The 18029-nt window shown below is 66.7% G+C and carries 14 protein-coding genes; 1 reads left to right on the forward strand and 13 read right to left on the reverse strand.

The genetic code is table 11. From position 1 onward, the window contains the following. Nucleotides 1-23: 23 nt before the first annotated feature. The gene (gene fliD, locus CNR27_RS09740) at nt 24-1310 is read right to left on the reverse strand and encodes a flagellar filament capping protein FliD (protein WP_245815809.1); all 1287 of its coding nucleotides are present in this window, start codon (nt 1308-1310) and stop codon (nt 24-26) included. Between fliD and CNR27_RS15725 the strand changes: the two genes are divergently transcribed. After that, complete coding sequence (locus CNR27_RS15725) at nt 1201-1467, forward strand: hypothetical protein (protein WP_245815827.1); 267 nt, start codon at nt 1201-1203, stop codon at nt 1465-1467. The two genes, fliD and CNR27_RS15725, sit on opposite strands and share 110 nt — an antisense overlap. 34 nt (nt 1468-1501) lie before the next feature. Here the strand turns inward: CNR27_RS15725 and CNR27_RS09745 are convergent, their stop codons facing one another. From CNR27_RS09745 to CNR27_RS09800, 12 genes are all read right to left on the reverse strand, one after another. Then, nucleotides 1502-5203 (reverse strand): glycosyltransferase, encoded by a 3702-nt coding sequence (locus tag CNR27_RS09745; protein ID WP_245815588.1) that lies wholly within the window; start codon nt 5201-5203, stop codon nt 1502-1504. Next, a complete protein-coding gene (locus CNR27_RS09750; RefSeq protein WP_157745394.1) occupies nt 5200-5964 on the reverse strand; it encodes a class I SAM-dependent methyltransferase in 765 nt (254 codons plus the stop codon). Before CNR27_RS09750 ends, CNR27_RS09745 begins: the two co-directional genes overlap by 4 nt. A gap of 14 nt (nt 5965-5978) precedes the next feature. Beyond that, nucleotides 5979-7103 (reverse strand): ATP-grasp domain-containing protein, encoded by a 1125-nt coding sequence (locus CNR27_RS09755; protein ID WP_096298340.1) that lies wholly within the window; start codon nt 7101-7103, stop codon nt 5979-5981. Nucleotides 7104-7148: 45 nt separating this feature from the next. Next, nucleotides 7149-8423: a DegT/DnrJ/EryC1/StrS family aminotransferase gene (locus tag CNR27_RS09760; protein ID WP_096300517.1), complete on the reverse strand. Its 1275-nt coding sequence runs from the start codon at nt 8421-8423 to the stop codon at nt 7149-7151. A gap of 304 nt (nt 8424-8727) precedes the next feature. Further along, nucleotides 8728-9561, reverse strand: coding sequence for a flagellin N-terminal helical domain-containing protein (locus CNR27_RS09765; RefSeq protein WP_096300519.1), 834 nt, complete (start codon nt 9559-9561; stop codon nt 8728-8730). Nucleotides 9562-9940: 379 nt separating this feature from the next. After that, nucleotides 9941-11140, reverse strand: a complete 1200-nt coding sequence (gene flgL, locus CNR27_RS09770) for a flagellar hook-associated protein FlgL (protein ID WP_096298342.1) — start codon at nt 11138-11140, stop codon at nt 9941-9943. Then, entirely contained in the window at nt 11137-13014 is a 1878-nt protein-coding gene (gene flgK, locus CNR27_RS09775) for a flagellar hook-associated protein FlgK (RefSeq protein ID WP_096298344.1), read from the reverse strand. The genes flgL and flgK overlap by 4 nt, the downstream gene beginning before the upstream one ends. Nucleotides 13015-13022: 8 nt before the next feature. After that, nucleotides 13023-14201, reverse strand: coding sequence for a flagellar assembly peptidoglycan hydrolase FlgJ (gene flgJ, locus CNR27_RS09780; RefSeq protein WP_096298346.1), 1179 nt, complete (start codon nt 14199-14201; stop codon nt 13023-13025). Nucleotide 14202: 1 nt separating this feature from the next. After that, on the reverse strand, nt 14203-15321 hold the full coding sequence (locus CNR27_RS09785) for a flagellar basal body P-ring protein FlgI (RefSeq protein WP_096298348.1): 1119 nt from the start codon (nt 15319-15321) through the stop codon (nt 14203-14205). Nucleotides 15322-15338: 17 nt separating this feature from the next. Further along, nucleotides 15339-16034 (reverse strand): flagellar basal body L-ring protein FlgH, encoded by a 696-nt coding sequence (gene flgH / locus CNR27_RS09790; RefSeq protein WP_096298350.1) that lies wholly within the window; start codon nt 16032-16034, stop codon nt 15339-15341. 8 nt (nt 16035-16042) lie between these two features. Further along, nucleotides 16043-16828: a flagellar basal-body rod protein FlgG gene (gene flgG, locus CNR27_RS09795; protein WP_096300521.1), complete on the reverse strand. Its 786-nt coding sequence runs from the start codon at nt 16826-16828 to the stop codon at nt 16043-16045. Nucleotides 16829-17236: 408 nt separating this feature from the next. Beyond that, nucleotides 17237-17986, reverse strand: a complete 750-nt coding sequence (locus CNR27_RS09800; RefSeq protein WP_096298352.1) for a flagellar basal body rod protein FlgF — start codon at nt 17984-17986, stop codon at nt 17237-17239. Nucleotides 17987-18029: the final 43 nt, after the last annotated feature.

Here is an 18029-nt window from a genome sequence, read left to right on the forward strand (position 1 = left end):
GGTACTGGGCCGAGACTTGAGCTTCAGTTATCGCGGTTGGACGCCAGCAGGCTGTTGAGCGAACTGCTGCTGCTCTGCATCTGCACGACCATCATCTCCATCGCGGTGAACTGCGAGGTATAGAGGCTGGACAGCTTCGTCATGCGGAGGTCCAGCGCGTCGAGCTGTTTCTCCAGGTCGGAGACCTGCTTGTTCAGACCTTCGGTGCGCTTGACCAGGCTGCCGCTGATCGAGTCGAGATTGTCCTTCAGCAGCGTGGTCAGCTTCTCTGCGTAGCCGCCTTGGGTACCGAAGGCTGACGCCGCCGCGCCCGGATCGGCGGCGATTGCCACCGTGAAGTCGCTGGCGTTGAAGCTCAGCAGGCCGTCCTTGCCGGCCGTCACGCCCAGTGCCTTGAGACTTTCGGACTGCTCCCCGACCTGGCTGCGAAGCTGCTGCTGCAGCGTGCGCACCAGTGAGTCGCCATTCAACGCAGCGGCGGCCTTGGTCGTGGCGTTGTAGCTGCTGTTGGACTTCAGCGTGGTGACGACGTTGTTGTAGGCGGTGACGAAGGAGGCGACGTTGGTGCTGAGGGCCTCGTTGTCCTGGGCGATGCGCAGCGTCTGCGCGCCTTGCGTGACACGCGTGAGATCGAGCGTGGTGCCCGGCACGAGCCCGGAGACGCTGTTGCTGGCCGAGCGGCGCTCCAAGCCGTCCACCCAGACAACGGCATCGGTCGCGGCGACGGTTTCGCTCATCCCGCCACCGGAGCCGGTGGTCAATGCCTGCAGGCCGTTGTCATCCCCCTCGGCGGTGATTGTCAGCGCGTTGGCGGTGCCCGTGGAGGCTGCCGTGAAGACCAGATGCTGGCCCTGGCTGGAGGTCACGACCGTCGCGCCCACCCCCTTGCCCCCGGCCGCGCGATTCACCGCGTTGGCGATGTCGGTCAGCGTCGCATCTTCACCGATCTCGACTGACAGGCTTTCATCCTCCCCCCAGGCGAAGGTCAATGTGCCGCTGCCGGGCTTCGCGTCCGGCGCGTGGCCGGCGGATGCCAGTTTCTGCGCACCTGCCAGCGCATCGACGCGCACGCTGTAGGTGCCGGGCACCGCGCCACTTGCCGCAGTCGCGGCGAAGCCCGCATCAGCGGCGGTGGTCGCCTTGAACGACGGCTTGTCGGCACTCGTCGAAAGCCGGCTCAATGCAGTCTGCAGGTTGGCCATGGCGCTCTTGACCTGGCCGACCGCCGACAGCTTGGCATTGATCGCGGTCCCTGCACTCGTGATGCGCTTCTCGGTCGGTGCACGGGACGAAGACACCAGACTCGACACGAGACTGGGAATGTCGATGCCGGAGCCGGTCGCGGAAATGGCCATGTCGATCTCCTGTTATCTGGACGCGCCAGCCTGCGGCACCGGTTTTCGTGAGAGCACACTGGGTATCGGCAAACTTGTGCCGGACTTGAGCCGCTCTCCGCCCCTGCAATAAACGTGCCTCTGGACGGGGGAGCGGGCAGGCCCGCTCAGTCGGGCAGCCACTGCGACAGCCAGAACGTTGCATGTGATTCGTCGAGCATCCAGTCGCGACGCACTGCGTCTCGCAGTGCGTCTCCGGCTCGGGCCGCAGCGTCCAGGTCGTGCGTGTGCATGCGGACGGCCTCGACCCAGTCCCTGAAACGCGGTTTGACGCGCGTGACCGGCAACTCGCCCCGATACGGCGTGACATCGCTGCAGACGATCGGATAGCCACACGCGCCGTACTCGAGCAGGCGCAGATTGCTCTTGCAGCGGTTGAACAGGTTGTCCTCGAGGGGGGCCAGGGCGAGGTCGAGATTCAAGCCGGCCAGTCGGGCTGGGTAGTCCTCGATCGCGACGCCGGGATAGAACTCGTGCACGTAGGGGCGCAGCTTGTCCGGGCACATCCCCAAAAACACCCATTCGACCTCGTCGGCCAGTTCGCGCACCACGTCTGCAATCAGTTCCAGATCGCCGCGATGTCCGGCGCCGCCGCCCCAGCCCACGCGAGGGCGGCGGCCCTGGCGTCGCTGCGCCTTCACCGCGCCCCACCACGGCAGGGGCAGGCGGTTCTCAATGATACGGATGTCCGGGTGCAGACCGTCCAGTGCTTCGGCGAGAGGGGCGGTCGATACGACAAACCGGTCCACCAGCTTCAGCGCATCGCGCATCGTCTTGAGCACGTCGCTCGGCAGCTGCCCCTTGTGCGCACTCTTCATCGGCACGTTGGGGAGGTAGTCGTCGAGCTCGGCGACCTTGAAGCTGCGACTGAACCGGAGCATGCGCTTCTGCGGCTCCAGCTGGCTCTTGAGCATCTGCCGCTGCAACACCACCACGTCTGGCGCGAGGCGTTCCATCTCCACCGGCGTGCAGTAGCGGTCGCCGACCCGCACATCAGCGATGCCGAACGCGTTCATTGCGGTAGCCGGCTGGAGAATCCGGTAGTGGCCGCAGCCGAAGCGGTCGGCCGGAAGCGCGAGCGCCACCGGCAGCGGGCGCCATGGCAGCGGGTTCCAGTTGAACGTGGTGTCGGTCTCGACTTGGAACGCCGGGCCGTTGAGGCTCAGGTTGCGGTTGTAGGCCGGATCATTGGCGAGCACCGGCAGCCATTTCACGTACATCGCGTCCTGCGCCTCGATGCGCAACCGTGCTTTCGTCTCAATATTTGTCCTGTCTTCCCGAACCTGGCTGGCGCCACCTTCGTGGAGGAGCAGCGCGTGGGGCGTCCACACGATCAGATAGCCCGCCTGACCGGCCTTCAGGCACAGGTCGGCGTCGTTATAGGCGTTGCGCAGCGGCCCGCCGTCAAGACCGCCAATCTCGTCGAACACTGACCTGCGGATCATCAGGCACGAACCCGAGACGGCACTGTAATTCTGGTCCACCTGCAGGCGGTACATGTAGCCTGGCGCGTCGATTTTCCCGCCGGCGAAGGCGGGCGCCGCTGGGCCATGCAGCCCCAGCACCGAGCCGGCGTGCTGCACCGTGCCATCAGGATTGAGCAATTTTGCGCCGACAATCCCGACCTCCGGGCGTTGCGCATGATTGAGCATCGCGTCCAGCCAGTCATCACGCAGGATCGCGGTGTCGTTGTCGAGCAGCAGCAGATACTCGCCTCGCGCACTCTGCGCGGCGAGATTGACCATCGCTGCATAATCGAAGGGCTGCGCGTAGCGCATTACCCGCAACTGCGGGGTGTCCATCGCCGTGATGCCGTCCAGCCAGCTGCAGGCATCGCTGTCGGTACTACCGTTGTCGACGATCAGCACCTCGTAGTTCGCGTAGCGCGTTTTCTCCAGCAGCGACTCGATACATCGGTTGAGCAGGCCGAACTGGTTCCGGCTGGGAATAATGATGGAAACCCCCGGCGTCGGCTGGTGTCCATAGTCGATCCTATAGCAGCCAGGGAGGTGCGCCTCGATTGAGGCGCGATCGTAGCCGCGATTGCGCAGGTGCCGATGCAAGAGCTCGAGTTCCGAGTCGCGCGTGCGCACCTCCTGCAGCGGCAGGATCAGCAAAGGTTCGTGCACATGTCCGAGTCCTTCGATGCCGCCGGCATCGATCAGCCGGAGCAACAGATCGAACTCCGGTGCGTCTGCGAACGCGGGATCGAAGCCGCCCGTGTCGAGAAACGCGTCGCGGCGGAACAGCCAGTGACGCGACAGGCCCGACGGCATCGACAGCAGCAGATCGAGATTGAAGTCGGGTCGCAGCAGGGCGGACAGTTCGCCAGTGCCGCCGCGCATCATCTCGTCTGCACAGAGCGCGCGTGTGTGTGGCGTTGCAATCAGCTCGAGCGCGGCCGCCAGCATGCCCGGGGCGATGAATTCAGAGCCGGCGTCGACCACGATGACCCAGTCGCAGTCACCGTTCTGCACGATTCGGTTGACGTCCGGGTAGCTGCCCTCCGCATGGAAGTGGATCTGCAGTGCCGTCGCACTCCCGACTGCCGTATGCATCGGAGGCGGCTTGCCCAGCCAGTCGAGTCGCAGATACGGATAGAGGCCATGCGCCCGCTGCAGGCTTGCGAGGGTGGCGGCGGCCGCATCCGGCGAGTGTGCTTGGCCCACGACGATCACACCTAACATCGGGCACGTCGCGGTCTGCAGCGCCTGCGCCACGATCGCGCTCTGGGCGGCGGTCGGCATGCGTCGCTCCAGCCACAGCTGCATGGAAGGCGCGACCTTCGGAGTATTTTCGCCGGAGGCCTTTTTGCGCATGACCTCCTGCGTCGTTGACGTGAAGGCCTGCAGCCGGGTCCAGAAGCGGTCCTCAGCCTGTAGATGCTGGCAGCGCACTGCCGGAGTCTCCGCGTGCGCCTTGGCGAGCGACCTCGGCGAATCGTCCCAGACGATACCGCCGCCCACGTCTGCCCGCGTCTGCGGCGTGCACGCATAGCGGTCGTAGCCCGGCGCCGTCAGGGCGACAACCGGACACCCGCACATCGCCGCCAAGCGGCAGGTCGTGGATGATTCGAAAGTGTAAAGCACGCGCGCCCGACGAAAGAGCGGGGCGAGCGCGTCGAGCGGGAGGGGAACATCCGGCGACAGCACCTGCACATCGGCGGGGAGCGTTTGGAAATCGATTGCCGATTTTGGCACGCGGTTGAGATACAGCAGTGTGAGCGTCCGCTCTTCCGCGGGTTCCGGCGAGAACGTGTCCGGATCCACCATTGGCAGGGTCAGAACCTCGCCGGGCCGGGCCGGATCGACGAACTCCGCACGGTGATAGACGAATATGTCGCCGGGCGCCGCATCCATCGTGTTGCCGCCGATGACGCCTTCCCTGTTGAGCATGTAGCGAACGCATACGTCCGCCCCCAAGGGATTGCCGCGTATGGTTTCCGGGTAGACCGCGATGGGAGGGCGGCCGTCTGCGATGTGCTGATCTCGGATGTCGTCGGTCAGGCGCGGGGTCTTGAGCCGCGGGTGGACGGTCGTGCACCCAACCACGTACGCGTCCGCGCCTTCGAGATTTAGTGCGTGGCAGAGGTAGTGCAAGCACTGGATGCCCGATGAGGTCTCTCTGTAATCCGGGGCGACCAAGTAGTAGGGAAATTCCACGCGGCGATGGAGGCGCCCGGTTTGCGGGGACGCGGCCGGGATCGGCACGATGGGCTCATGCAGGGGGCCTGCTTCGGCGTGGGACTTGCGCTCGCGCTTCTCTGTCGGAGCGCGATCGCCCTGCGTTGGCTCGATCACGATGTTCATGCAAGTAGAAAGATCGGTCGATTGAGAAACTCGCCCAGGTCGTCCTTGCGATGGCGGTTGCCGTCGCACAGGTCGCGATAGACGATCTCTCCTGAGGTATCGCGCTCGGCGACACCGACCTGGCGGACCCGCCATGCGCCATCAATGCCCGACTCCACGAACGCAACCATCTCGTCGATGGTGCCGTGCTCGAACATGCCCGCGTCTCGGTCGCCCTTCCAGTTGTACCCCAGTTGGAACACAAGGGTGTCGCAGTGCTCGCGCATCCGTCGCAGACTGCGAATGATCTCGCCACGGGCGTCGTTCACGGACAGCGCCTTGTCGCCGTAGTCGTCGCCAACGTGGTGCAACACGTTCAGCAACAGGGCTACGTCGTAGTGGCCTCGCTCGCACTCGAAGTCGAAGTAGCGCGCATGGACGTCCATGCGTGCATCGAGTCCGAGCACCCCGCGTGCGGCGTTAAGAAACGCAGCATGGTCGGGACTGCCCTCGTAGGCGGTCGCATGACTGGCCCCGAGTCGCAGCATCTCCATCAGGAAGAAGCCGCCGTTGCTGCCGATGTCCAGGACGCTTTGGCCGTCCATGTCAATCCGGTCCAGCACATAGCGCAGTCGCGCCGCTTCGTATCGACGCAGCACGGGCAGAGTGCTGTCGGCCAGATGGGGCCACAGCAGGGCCGGGATTTCCTGGTAGCAGGCGTGCTTGCTCCCCAGGCGGGTACGTTCGAATGCCTCGCGCAGCGAGGACACGGCGTCGGACATGGTGGAATCCGTGGTCATGGTTTGATGGGACGAGAGGTGTGAACCAGACGCGACTTCAACGCGCCGACGATCTCGCTGAAAAAAATGCGCAAGCTGTCGCGTTTGAAATGCACGTCGCAGGCAAGCAGCGCGAGGCAGTCGCCAAGCCCTAGCTTGCGTGCGGCCGGATAGATGCGTGGCCGACGCTTGTGTCCCCAGTCGGCCAACCAGCCACCCAGCCATAAATAGCGCCCGCCGGCGATGTCGCCGGACAGTGGGCGACCGTATCCGGTGAACGCCTCGGGCAGAAAACCGGCGCGGTCGGCGAGGCTCCATGGCCCCCAGAAGCGCGGATTGACTTCGATGAGGTAGTGCAGGCCCTCCAGCTCCATCGTCTCGATCATCGCGTAGCCGTGATAGCCCAGACCCTGGAACAGCGCGGTCAGTCGCTCGCGGGTCGACACGTCGGGACATCCGCACAGTTCAGCGGCGATGATCGATTTGCCGTTCTCTTGCTGCAGCAGGTTGCGCTGGTAGACGAACGTGGCGGTGCCGTCGCGGTCGAAATGGGCGAGATAGTAGTAGCTGGCGCCGTCGAGATAAGGCTGGAAAAAGTACTGCGTGCGATCGGCATGCCTGAGAAACGCGTCGAGTGCGGCGGCATCGTGGATCAGTTCCGGGTAGAGCTTGCGTCCGTCTGCGGCGAACTCACATCGCGGCTTCGCCACCAGTGGCAGTGCCGCGGGAACAGCTGACTCCACCAGCGGCGGGACGAGCAATCCAAAACTCGCCGCCCGCTCCAGCAGGCTCGCCTTGTCGGAGACCGCAGCGTAGATAGTCTCACTGACGAGAGTCACGGCCAGCCCGGCCTGTTCGAAGCGTCGCCTGTGGCGCAGCACCAGCCTGTTGATCGATTCGGCGGTGGGCATGAACGCCAATGCCTGGCCTGGATGCCGCGCTGTCAGCGTGCGCACGCAGTCGATCATGTCGTCGAGGTCCAACGTGTCCACACGCCGGGCGGCTTCGATCCACCTGTGGTAGCGGGTTCGCCGCAACGGATCGGCGCCGGGTCGCGCGACCAGGGAGCAGGGCACGTCTCGTCTGGCGAACGAGCGACAGATCGCCAGCGCCGCGCGCTCGTTGGCGCCGGAAAAGATCACGTAGCGGATAGTAGGGTGCGCGTCCAGGACCAGTCTCTGCCGACGTCACGCCGGCCCGGCGGCGCGAGCCACGATGGAGATGATCCCGTCCTGTGCCTCGGGCGGCAGGCCCGGGTATAGCGGCAGGCAGATCACCTGGTCGGCGATCGCATTTGCGTGCGGCAACCGTGCGGGGTCCGATGAGGGCAGCCCCCGATACATCGGAAAACTGCTGATCAAGGGATAGAAGTAGCGACGCGCATGGATGCCGACATCCTTCAAGGCCTGGTACAGCATGTCGCGTGACAGCGGGTAGCGCGGACGCACCAAGATCGGGAAGTAGCCATGGTTGTGACGGAATGCATCGCTGCGCACAGGTGTGATCCCGGCCACGCCGTTCAGGCCCGCCTCGTAGCGCTCCACGACTCGTTTGCGCTGCGCCAGCGCCGCGTCGATGTGCTCGAGCTGGAGCAGGCCGAAAGCGGCATTGATCTCGCTCATCTTGCCGTTGATGCCCGGCGCGACCACGGTGGTCTCGTCAGCGAAGCCGAAGTTTTTCAGGTGATCGATGCGGCGCTTGGTGCGTGCATCCGGACAGACGATGGCACCTCCCTCGAATGTGTTGAACACCTTCGTGGCGTGCAGGCTGAGCACGGACAGGTCGCCGTGGCGTAGGATGCTGCCGCCGATGTCCTGCACGCCGAAGGCATGGGCTGCGTCGTAGACAACCTTCAGCCCGTAGTTGTCGGCGATCATCTGGATGGCGTCGACATCGCAAGGACGTCCATAGCAGTGCACGGGCAGGATTGCCGTGGTCTGTGGCGTGATCGCGGCTTCGATTTGCGTCGGGTCGAGGTTCAGCGTGCGCGGGTTGATGTCCACGAACACCGGCTTGATGCCATTCCACAGCAGCGCATGTGAGGTCGCCACAAAGCTGTAAGGGGTGGTGATGACCTCGCCAGTAATGCGCAGCGCCTGCAGCGCGGTCAGCAGGGCTATGGTTCCGTTGGCGAACAGCGAGATGTGTTCGACGCCCAGGTATTCGGCCAGTCGAACCTCCAGTTCCCGATGGCACGGCCCGTTGTTGGTCAGGATCTGCCTGTCCCAGATGCCCTGCAGATAGGGGATGAACTCCTCCAGGGGTGGCAGGTGGGGGCGGGTGACATAGATTGGCTCCGGCTCACGCTCAGACGCGGGCAACGTCGCGGCTTTCGTGTGCGCCGTCCGCTGCGCTGCCGGCCCGAAGCCGGGCAGAGCGTTCAGCAGCACGCTGTCGACGGCGCTGCCATGAGTGGCAGAGGCGCTGTGCAACCGTGCAGATGAGGCTTCGTCGACAGACATCGCAGACTCCAAGGAGAACGAGCGGTCGTTACGGCCGCCGGATGCCGCTGACGTTGCAAGAGGCGTGCCGGGGCGTGCGACGGCATCGGGTCCAAGGCCGTGCGCTGACTGCGGCCGTGGTCTCTCGTGACGCGGAGCTGCGAGTGGCCTCCGTTGCCCGGGGAGCGGCCTGGCTTTTCCCAAAGCCGGGATCCGCGCAGGAAGACCGGCACAGACTCACCGCGCGTCCAGGCTCTCCGGACAGCATAAAAAAACCCGCCTCCGATGCCGGAGGCGGGTTCGATGTCGCACTACGGAGGCGGAATTACTGCAGCAGGCTGAGCACGCTCTGCGGAGCAGACTTGGCCTGTGCCAGCATCGCGGTACCGGCCTGCTGGAGGATCTGCGTCCGGGTCAGTTCGACCGTCTCCTTGGCGTAGTCGGTGTCCTGGATGCGGCTGCGCGAGGCCGAGAGGTTCTCGGAGCTGGTCTGCAGATTCGAGACCGCCGAGCTGAAGCGGTTCTGGATGGCACCCAGCTCGGCGCGGGCTTCGTTAACCGACTTCAAGGCGTCGTCGAGGGTCGTCAGCTGGGTAGCACCCGAGCCTGCGGCCATGCCCGAGATCGAGAAGGTGTCACTCGTCACGCCCGACAGCGCAGCCGTCATGTCCGTCAGCGCGATGTCGATCTTGTCGTAGTCGGTGGCATTTGCGCCGACCTGAATGGAGATGGTGCCGCTAGCGCTGAGCAGTGCGGTGTCATTGAACTTGGTGTTATTGACCACACGCAGGATTTCCGACTGCAGCTGCGTAACTTCCTTCTGCAGCGCGTCCTTGTCGTCAATGTTGTTAGTGCCGTTGGCGGCCTGCACGGTCAGTTCGCGGATACGCTGCAGGTTGTTGCCGATTTCGCCGAGCGCGCCCTCGGCGGTCTGCGCCAGTGAGATGCCGTCGTTGGCGTTGCGGGCAGCCTGGTCCATGCCGCGGACCTGCGAGGTCATGCGCTGCGAGATGGCGAGGCCGGCGGCGTCGTCCTTGGCGCTATTGATGCGCAGGCCAGACGACAGACGCTGGATGGTGGTCGACAGGCTGGCGCTGTTGGTGGACAGGTTGCGCTGGGCGTTGAGGGCGATGGTGTTGGTGTTGATGACGGACATGATGCAGGTCTCCTGGTATGGGGAATCCGGCACGGGAACAGGGCCTGGCCGGTGGCTCCGCAGGGAGTTGCCGTTGATTCGGCCCTGTCCTCTGCTGTAACCAATAACGGCGTCTCGTCGTCAAGCTTTAGTGCTGTTTTGCCGGCGATCCGCAGCCCGCTTCCGGACCGTTTCCATTAACGGCGCGAAAGCTCGGAGATTGAGCGCGCAGCGCGCTCGGCGTTCGCAGAGGAGGGGGGCGGTTCCACGCGGCGGGTAGGGGCGCGGTAGGCAGCTGCCCCGGGATACTAGAAGCGGTGAGGATCCGCTATCGCAGACAGCCTGGGCGGCGCGTGAGCCCATACCACGCGCTGGACCGCAGGCGCTCAGGCAAATGCCTGGATCAACGCATCAGGTCGAACAGCGACAGCCGCTGCATCTGCGTGAAGCTCAGCTGGGCCGCCTCGAGCGCGATCTTTTCCAGATTGAAACGGCCGATGGCGTCGACGTAGTCGAGATCGCGTATGCCCGAGAGCGTGGTCTGGAGTGTCACGTCGAGCGCGCTGCGCAGCTCCGTCGCCTGATCCAGCGCAGCGAGCTGCGCGCCACCGCTGGCGCGCGTGTCGATGAAGTGGTTCTCGGCCATACTGATGTCGCGCAGCGCACTGCTCAGCGCGTTCTGCTGCGCGGCGCGTTCGGCAGTGGTTGTGGGTGTCGAGGTCAGCGCCTGCAGCAATCCATCGAGCGTTGCGAAGACGTCACGCGTTTCGGAAGGCCCGATCTGGAACGTATCGCCGGCAGCGGGACTGCCGGTGATCGTCAGTTGCAAGCCGGCGAAGACAATCGCCTCGCCCGCCTTGTATGTCCCCGTGCCAACTGCGCCACCGCCGGCATCACGGACGATGTAGTCGCCACCGGCGCCGAACTCGACCTGGTAGCGTCCGCCATCCCAGGCAGCCGCATCCGTGAGCGTGAAACTCCCGATCTGTCCCGTGCCTGTGTTGGCGAGCGCCGCCCCAGCATCGAGCCGGCCGTTGCCGGTGCGCACGCGCAGAAATACCTCGCTGCCGGGCTTTGCGTCGGCTGCGAACATCTGCGGCGCGACCTCAACCTGCCGCTGCGTCTGGTCCCCGCCATACGCGACGCCGGCGCCGCTGCGCGCGAAGGGTGGATCGCCGTCCTGGGTGCCGCCGAACAGGAATCTCCCCATGCCATCGGCGGTGTTGCTGAGGTCGAGCAGGCCGTCCCGCAGGCTTCGAATCTCGGTCGCAATCGTCTTGCGGTCACTGTCTGACATCGTGCCCGTACTGGCCTGGATGGTCAGCACATTGATGCGGCCCAGGATGTCGCCCGCCTGCGACAGCACGTTCTCCTGCATGCTGAGGCGGTGACGTACTACATCACTGTTCTTTCCGAAGCGCTCGAGTTCGGCCACCGCGCGGTCCAGGCCGACCACGGTACCGGCGCCGACCGGATCGTCCTTGCCGGTATTGAGCTTCATTGCGGTGGCGAGCTGCTGCTGCAACTTCGCGAGTGACGCCTGCCTGGTTTGCATGCTCGTCAGCGACTGCTGGTAACGCATGCCAGTGGAGATGCGGGTCATCGGCGGACGGCTCCGAGCAGGGACTGGAACAGATTGTCGGCGGTCGAAATGAGCTGCGCGGCGGCCTGGTAGGCCTGCTGCAGCCGAAGCATATTGGCCGCTTCTTCGTCCAGATTGACGCCGGAAACGCTCTCGCGGGCCGCTTGCGCCTGCTCGTGAAGCGAAGCCTGTGCCTCGGCCGCATAGCCGGCTTGACGCGCGGCCGAGCCCACTGCCGTGGTAAGTCCGGAGATCGCCCCGTTGAGCGTCAGCGAACCGCCGTTGAGCGCCGCGCGGGTCTCGACGCCTGACAGCAACGCCGCATTGCCGTTGTTGCTCGAGCCCGGCGCGGTGGGCGCCATGATGAAGCTGTCACCGGCTGCCGGAATGCCGTCGAGGCTGACCGACCAGCCATTGGCGCTGATGGTGTCGCCTGGCGCGAAGGCAAACGGGCCATCGCCGTCGAGCATGTATTGATTGGCGTCGAGAAATTCGATGGTTGAGGGCGTGCGCAGCGTGGGATCGCCTGCATCGACGATACGCACCGCCCTGGGCAGGGCGCTGCCGATATTCCCCAAGGCGGCCTGGATCTGGACGGGCGTGGCCGCCGCGATGCGGGCGGGATCGCTGATCGCCACCGTCAGGCCACGCGCTGTCTGGGCGGTTGGTTGAAGCAGGAAACGGTCGCCGTCCTGGGCGGCGCCCTCAAGCGCGAGCGCCATGCCGCCGACACGCAGCGGATCCGCGGCCGTGCCGGTCCCGGTGACCGTGGCTGCAACGCCGGTCATCGCGTCGGTCGCCGACCACGCGCCTGCCTGGAACTGCAGTACGAGGTTGCGCCCACTGACCGCACCGAGATTACCGATGCTGGCCGACAAACGCGCGGTGCCCGTGTTCGCGGCATGTCCGCTGACCGCTGGCGGAGGGATGTTGAAGAACGACCCGCCCATGTCGCCGTACTGGTCGACGCCCGCGGCGTGGTCGGCATTGAAGGTTGTGCCCAGCGCCAGTGCGATCCGGCCCAGCTCGGACTGCGTCTGGTCCAGCACCTGGCTACGGAACTCGAGCAACCCGCCGATCGCGCCGCCCATGACGCGCTCGTCGAGACGGATCGTCTGTCCCTGGGTCTGCAGTGCGAGCTGTTGCCGTTCGGGGCGGTAAGGATCTTCCACCATCGTGAGCTGCGATGCCTGCACCCCCACCACGAGCGCCTGCCCGCCGGAGGAGAACACGTTCACAGCACCCCCGTCCTGCTGCACGGCCGCGCCGCCGGTCAGCGAGACCAGGTCGCGGATCATCTGGTCGCGACGGTCGAGCATGTCCGGCGATGCGGTCTGGGCACTTCCGATGTTGCCGTTGAGTCGGGCGATTTCGCTGGCAAGCCGATTGACCTCTCCTGCGCTGGCGGTAAGCCCGCTGTCCACCTCGGTCGCCAGGCGGTCGAATTGTCCCTGCAACTGCTGGAAGCGCGTGCTCAGTGCGTTCGCCTGGCCCAACATGTCCTGGCGCTCTGCCGGGGCCGACGCGTTGGACGACAGCGCGCTGACGGAGTCGAAGAAGCTCGACCAGATGCCCGAGATTCCGGTCGCTTTGTCGGACATCAGGGTATCCACCCGCGCCGACAGCGAGGACAGCTGCTCAAGCCGCGCCAGCTCGCCGCCGCTGTCGATCAGACGCGCATTGGCGAGATCGTCGGCGACCCGGCGCACGTCGACGATCTGGGTGCCGCGGCCTACGTAGCCTGCGCCGATGAACTGCGGCGAGCGCGCTTCGAAATCCACCCGCTGGCGGCTGTAGCCGGGCGTGTTGATGTTCGCGACGTTGTGGCTGACTGTCGACAGGGCCCGCTGGAAGGCGAGCAGTGCGCTGGTACCGGTGGAGAGGATATTGGCCATTGGGGCACTCAGCGACGCAGGAGCGCCTGGGCCGCGCGTTCTGCGGCCTCGGCGACGGTGTTGAGGGAGGCAGGCGCGGTGGCGCGCGTCGGCGAGGCGCTGGCGGCTGCACTGGCGTACTGCGAGATCGTCGACAGCGCACGCCCGAGGGTCGGGCCGTTGGCGATCGCGCTGAGCTTGTCGGCATAACGCGGGTCGGTGGCGTAGCCGGCCTGCTGCAGGGCGCCGGCGAAGCGGCGTACGTCGCCCCCGGCTTCCAGCGCCTGGCGATACCGCGGGTTCTGCTTGAGCAGGCGCACGTAGTCGGCAAAGCTTTCGGCCGGCGAGGCATAGGCGCGGAAGTCGGCGCGCTCGGTGTGGCGCACGCCGTTGCTGTATTCGTGGGTGTTGACGGTGGCGCGGTCGCCCTTCCAGCCGGTGGCCTTGATGCCGAAGAGGTTGTTGGCGGAGCTGCCGTCGCCACGCGAGATGGTGCGGCGGCCCCAGCCGGTCTCCAGCGCCGCCTGCGCGACCAGCGCCTTGGCGTCCACGCCCAGTTCGCGCGCGGCGGCCTGGGCATGCGACCAGATCGATGCCACGAAACGCTCCGGCGAACGCGGCGCGAAGCTCTCCGCCGCCGCGCGCGAGGCCTGTTCCAGCGCCGCGGGTGCCTGCGCCACGGCCGCGGCCGCGATGCGTGCGCCGCCGGTGGCGGCGTCGGCCAGTGGACGGGCGCGCGCCATGAGGCTGTCGATGAAGCCGTCCATCGGCGAGCGCGATGCATCCCCGGATGCGGCCTGGGTCATCGGTCGGCCGGCGATCAGGTCGAGCGTCTGCGCGCCGAGCGCCTCCGGCAATGCGGCCATGCCGCCGCCGATGTCCAGCGCGTCGTCCAGCGGCGCGGCAGGCGGCGCGATGCGCGTGTCGAGTGCCGGCCCGTCAGTACCACCGCCGAGCTGGCGTGCGATCACCTTGGCCAGTCCCAGGCCTTCGCCATCGGTCAGAGACTTGGCCAGTCGCTGGTCGTAGAGGTCGCGGTAAAGCTGGTTTTCGCCCGGAAACAGTGCATCGCCGAAGCTCGCATCGCGCATGCTCTTGATCAGCTGCTGGGCGAACACGCCCTCGAACTCGCGCGCAGCCTTGTCGATGCGCGCGGCATCGGGCCGTTGCACCGGATTGAGCTCGACAGGGGCGGCGGCGATGCGCATGTCAGATGACCTCGAGCTCCGCGCGCAGCGCACCGGCCTGCTTGAGCGCTTCGAGAATGGCGATCAGGTCCCCGGGCGCCGCGCCGACCGCATTGACCGCGCGCACGATCTCGTCGAGCGACGAGCCGCCGGCGAAGCGGAACATCCGGCTGCCGTCCTGGTCCACCGAGACGTCCGAGCGCGGGGTGATGACCGAGTTGCCGCGTCCGAAGGCCTCGGGCTGGCTCACGTCCACGCTTTCGGTGATGGTCACGCTGAGCGAGCCGTGGGCGATCGCCGCCGGCAGCACGCGCACCTGCGCGCCCATGACCACGGTGCCGGTACGCGAATTGACGATCACCTTGGCAGGCGCGGTGCCGGGCGACAGCTCGACGTTCTCCACCTCGGCCAGGAAGCCGATGCGCGCGCCGGGGTCGAACGGGGCGCGCACGGCCACGGTGACCCCGTCCACGGCCCGCGCGGTGCCCGGGCCGAAACGCGCGTCGAGCGCGCGCACCATGTTGGAGACGGTGCTGAAGTCGGCGCGGTTGAGATTGAGGGTCAGCTCGCCGCTGTCGCCGAAACCACCGGCCACTTCGCGCTCGACCATCGCGCCGTTCGGAATCCGGCCCACGCTCGGCACGTTCACCGACACCCGCGAGCCGTCGCGACCCTGGGCGCCGAAGCCGCCCACCACCAGGCTGCCCTGGGCGATCGCATAGACCTGGCCGTCGGCGCCCTTGAGCGGCGCCATCAATAGGGTGCCGCCGCGCAGCGAGACCGCGTTGGCGATCGACGAGACGGTGATGTCGATGGTCTGGCCGGGCTTGGCGAACGGCGGCAGCTCGGCGTGGATCGCCACGGCGGCGACGTTCTTGAGCTGCGGGTTGACATTGGCCGGCACGGTCACGCCCAGCTCGTTGAGCATGTTGCGCAGGCTCTGCACGGTGAAGGGCGACTGGCTGGTGCGGTCGCCGCTGCCGTCCAGGCCGACGACCAGGCCGTAGCCGACCAGCGCATTGCCGCGCACGCCGCCCACCGACGCCAGATCCTTGACGCGCTCCTGCGCGTGCACGGGCGAGGCCAGCGTGGCGAGGGCCAGCAGAGCAAGCGGCAGCAGGCGGAGCAGGGAAGTACGCATGGCGGTCCGGTGGAAACTCAGTAGGGATACAGGCGCGAATGGAAGAACCGGCCGAGCCAGCCCATCGCGTTCGACTGGGCGATCGCGCCGCGGCCGCCATAGACGATGCGTGCATCGCCCACCCGGCTCGACATGACGGTGTTGTCCGGGCCGATGTCGGCCGGGCGCACGATGCCCTGTACCTGCACGAGCTCGTTGCCCTGGTTGAGGCGGATCTGCTTGCTGCCTTCCACGACCAGGTTGCCGTTGGGCAGGCGCTGGACGACGGTCACGGTCACGTTGCCCTGCAGGCGGTTGCTCTGCGCGCTGCGGCCGCTCGCGTCGAAATCGCGGCTGCCGCTCGCCGAGGCGCTGAGCACGTCGCGGCCGCCGATGGTGACGGGCGCGCCGAACACCTGGGGCACGCCGATGTCGATGCTGCTTTCCTTGCCCACCTGGGTGCTGGCATTGGTCTGGGCGTTGGTGTTCTCGATCAGCTGGATGGTCAGCAGATCGCCGACGTCACGCGCGCGGCGGTCGGCGAACAACGACATGCCGCTGCCGCCACCGGCCTGGTAGATCGCACCGGGCGAGGCCTGGGCGGGCAGGGCGACGACCGGCTGGATCGGCGCCATGGCCGGATAGGGGCGAACGTCACCGGCAGCGACGCAGCCTGCCAGCAGTGCGGACAGGGCCAGCACGGCGACACGGCGGAAGGAGTGGGCACGGGTCATCGCAGTGCTCAGACGTTGTTGTTGAGGTAGCCGAGCATCGAATCGGTCGTCGAGATCGCCTTGGCGTTCATCTCGTAGGCGCGCTGGGTTTCGATCATGCTCACCAGCTCCTCGACCACGTTGACGTTGCTGCCTTCCAGCGCGCCCTGCTCGAGCAGGCCCAGGCCGTTGAGCCCGGGCGTGCCGCTCTGCGCGGGGCCGGAGGCGGTGGTCTCGAGATACAGGTTCTCGCCGCGCGCCTGCAGGCCGGCGGGATTGATGAAGTCGGTGATGGTCAGCGAGCCGATCTCCAGCGCCTGGGCTTCACCGGCGATCTGCACGGTGATCGTGCCGTCCTTGCCGATGGTCACCGCCTGCGCGCCCTCGGGCACCTGGATGCCCGGCTGCACCGGAAAGCCGCTGCTGGTGACCAGTTCGCCCTGGGCATTGATCTGGAAGCTGCCGTCGCGGGTATAGGCCGGCGTGCCGTCGGGCATCAGCACCTCGAAGAAGCCGCGGCCGTTGACCATGACGTCGAGCGCGCGGCCGGTCTGCTGCGGGTTGCCCTGCTGGAAATCCTTGGACGTGGACACCACGCGCACGCCGGTGCCGAGCTGCAGGCCGGTCGGCAGCTGCGTCTGCGCGGAACTCGAGCCGCCGGGCTGGCGCACCTGCTGGTAGAGCAGGTCCTCGAAGTTGGCGCGGTCGCGCTTGAAGCCGGTGGTATTGGTATTGGCGAGATTGTTCGACACGACCGACATGCGCGTCTGCTGCGCATCCAGTCCGGTCTTCGCCACCCACAGCGCCTGGTTCATCGGTCCTTCCTCGGTGCGGGCGCCTGTGCGCCTGTCGGATATGCAGATGCAATCGGCGTGCCAGAAGCGCTCGGGTGGTTCGATCGCGGCCGCGAGACGGGACTTGGTGGGGATCTGCAGCCGGGCAGGCTCAGGCATTGCTGCGATGCTGGCCTCACGGGGCAACGTCGTGCCGATCGGCAAACGGGCGGCGCGCACCGCGGCTGACAGGGGCGTTGGGTTTCGGACGTCAACGACCGCGTAGGTGCACGCGGGCCCATGGGAAGGCAGCGAGCGCGCCGACCATTCGGACGGGTGGCGCAGATGGCACGCGGTCCGGCCGAAAACCATTCCGTCGGTGATCCGCACGGGTCTCCGGGAACGTCGCGGCGACGCGCGACGATCGCCCGGGGCAGGAGTCCGAGACGATCAGCCGCCCAGGCGCAACAGGCTGTTGGCGGACTGGGCGTTCTCGTCGCCGCGACTGATCAGCTTGACCTGCATCTCGAACTGGCGCTGCAGCTGGATCATCTGCACCAGCGCACCGGCCGCGTCGACATTGCTGGCCTCGAGGGTGCCGGTGGCCATGACCTCGCCCGGCGCCTGCGCGAACGGCTGCTCGGGCGTGGTGTTGCGCATCAGGCCATCGAGGCCGCGTGCCAGCCGGTCGGGCGCGGCTTCCACGACGCGCAGCCGGCCGATCACCGCCATCGTCTTCGGGCCTTCGCCGAGCGGGATGATCGAGACCGTGCCGTCATGACCGATGTCGAGCGCCTGATGGGGCGGCAGCGCGAACGGCTGACCGTTCTCGTCGACCAGCGGGTGACCGCCGCCGGTGACCAGCTGGCCGTTGGGGGTCAGCGACAGATTCCCGGCGCGGGTATAGGCCTCGCCCCCGTCCGGGGACTGCACGGCCAGCCAGCGGTCCGGGCGCATCGACACGTCGAGTGGATTGCCGGTCACGCGTTGCGCCCCGACGCGACTGTTGAAGCCCTGGTCGACATGCATCGCGTCGATGCGCGAGGCGTGCGTCCCGCCCGGTACCCGGTAGGACACCGTATTCGCCAGCGCCGCCTTGAAGCCGGCGGTGTCGGCATTCGCCAGGTTGTGCGAGGCCGTGCCCTGCGCCTGCAGCGTGGCGCGGGCGCCGGTCATCGCGACGTAGAGGGCCTTGTCCATGGGAGCGGGAAATCCGGATGCGGGAAGAAAGAACCGGACGCGC

It is taken from the genome of Luteimonas chenhongjianii, assembly GCF_002327105.1.
GTDB lineage: Bacteria > Pseudomonadota > Gammaproteobacteria > Xanthomonadales > Xanthomonadaceae > Luteimonas > Luteimonas chenhongjianii.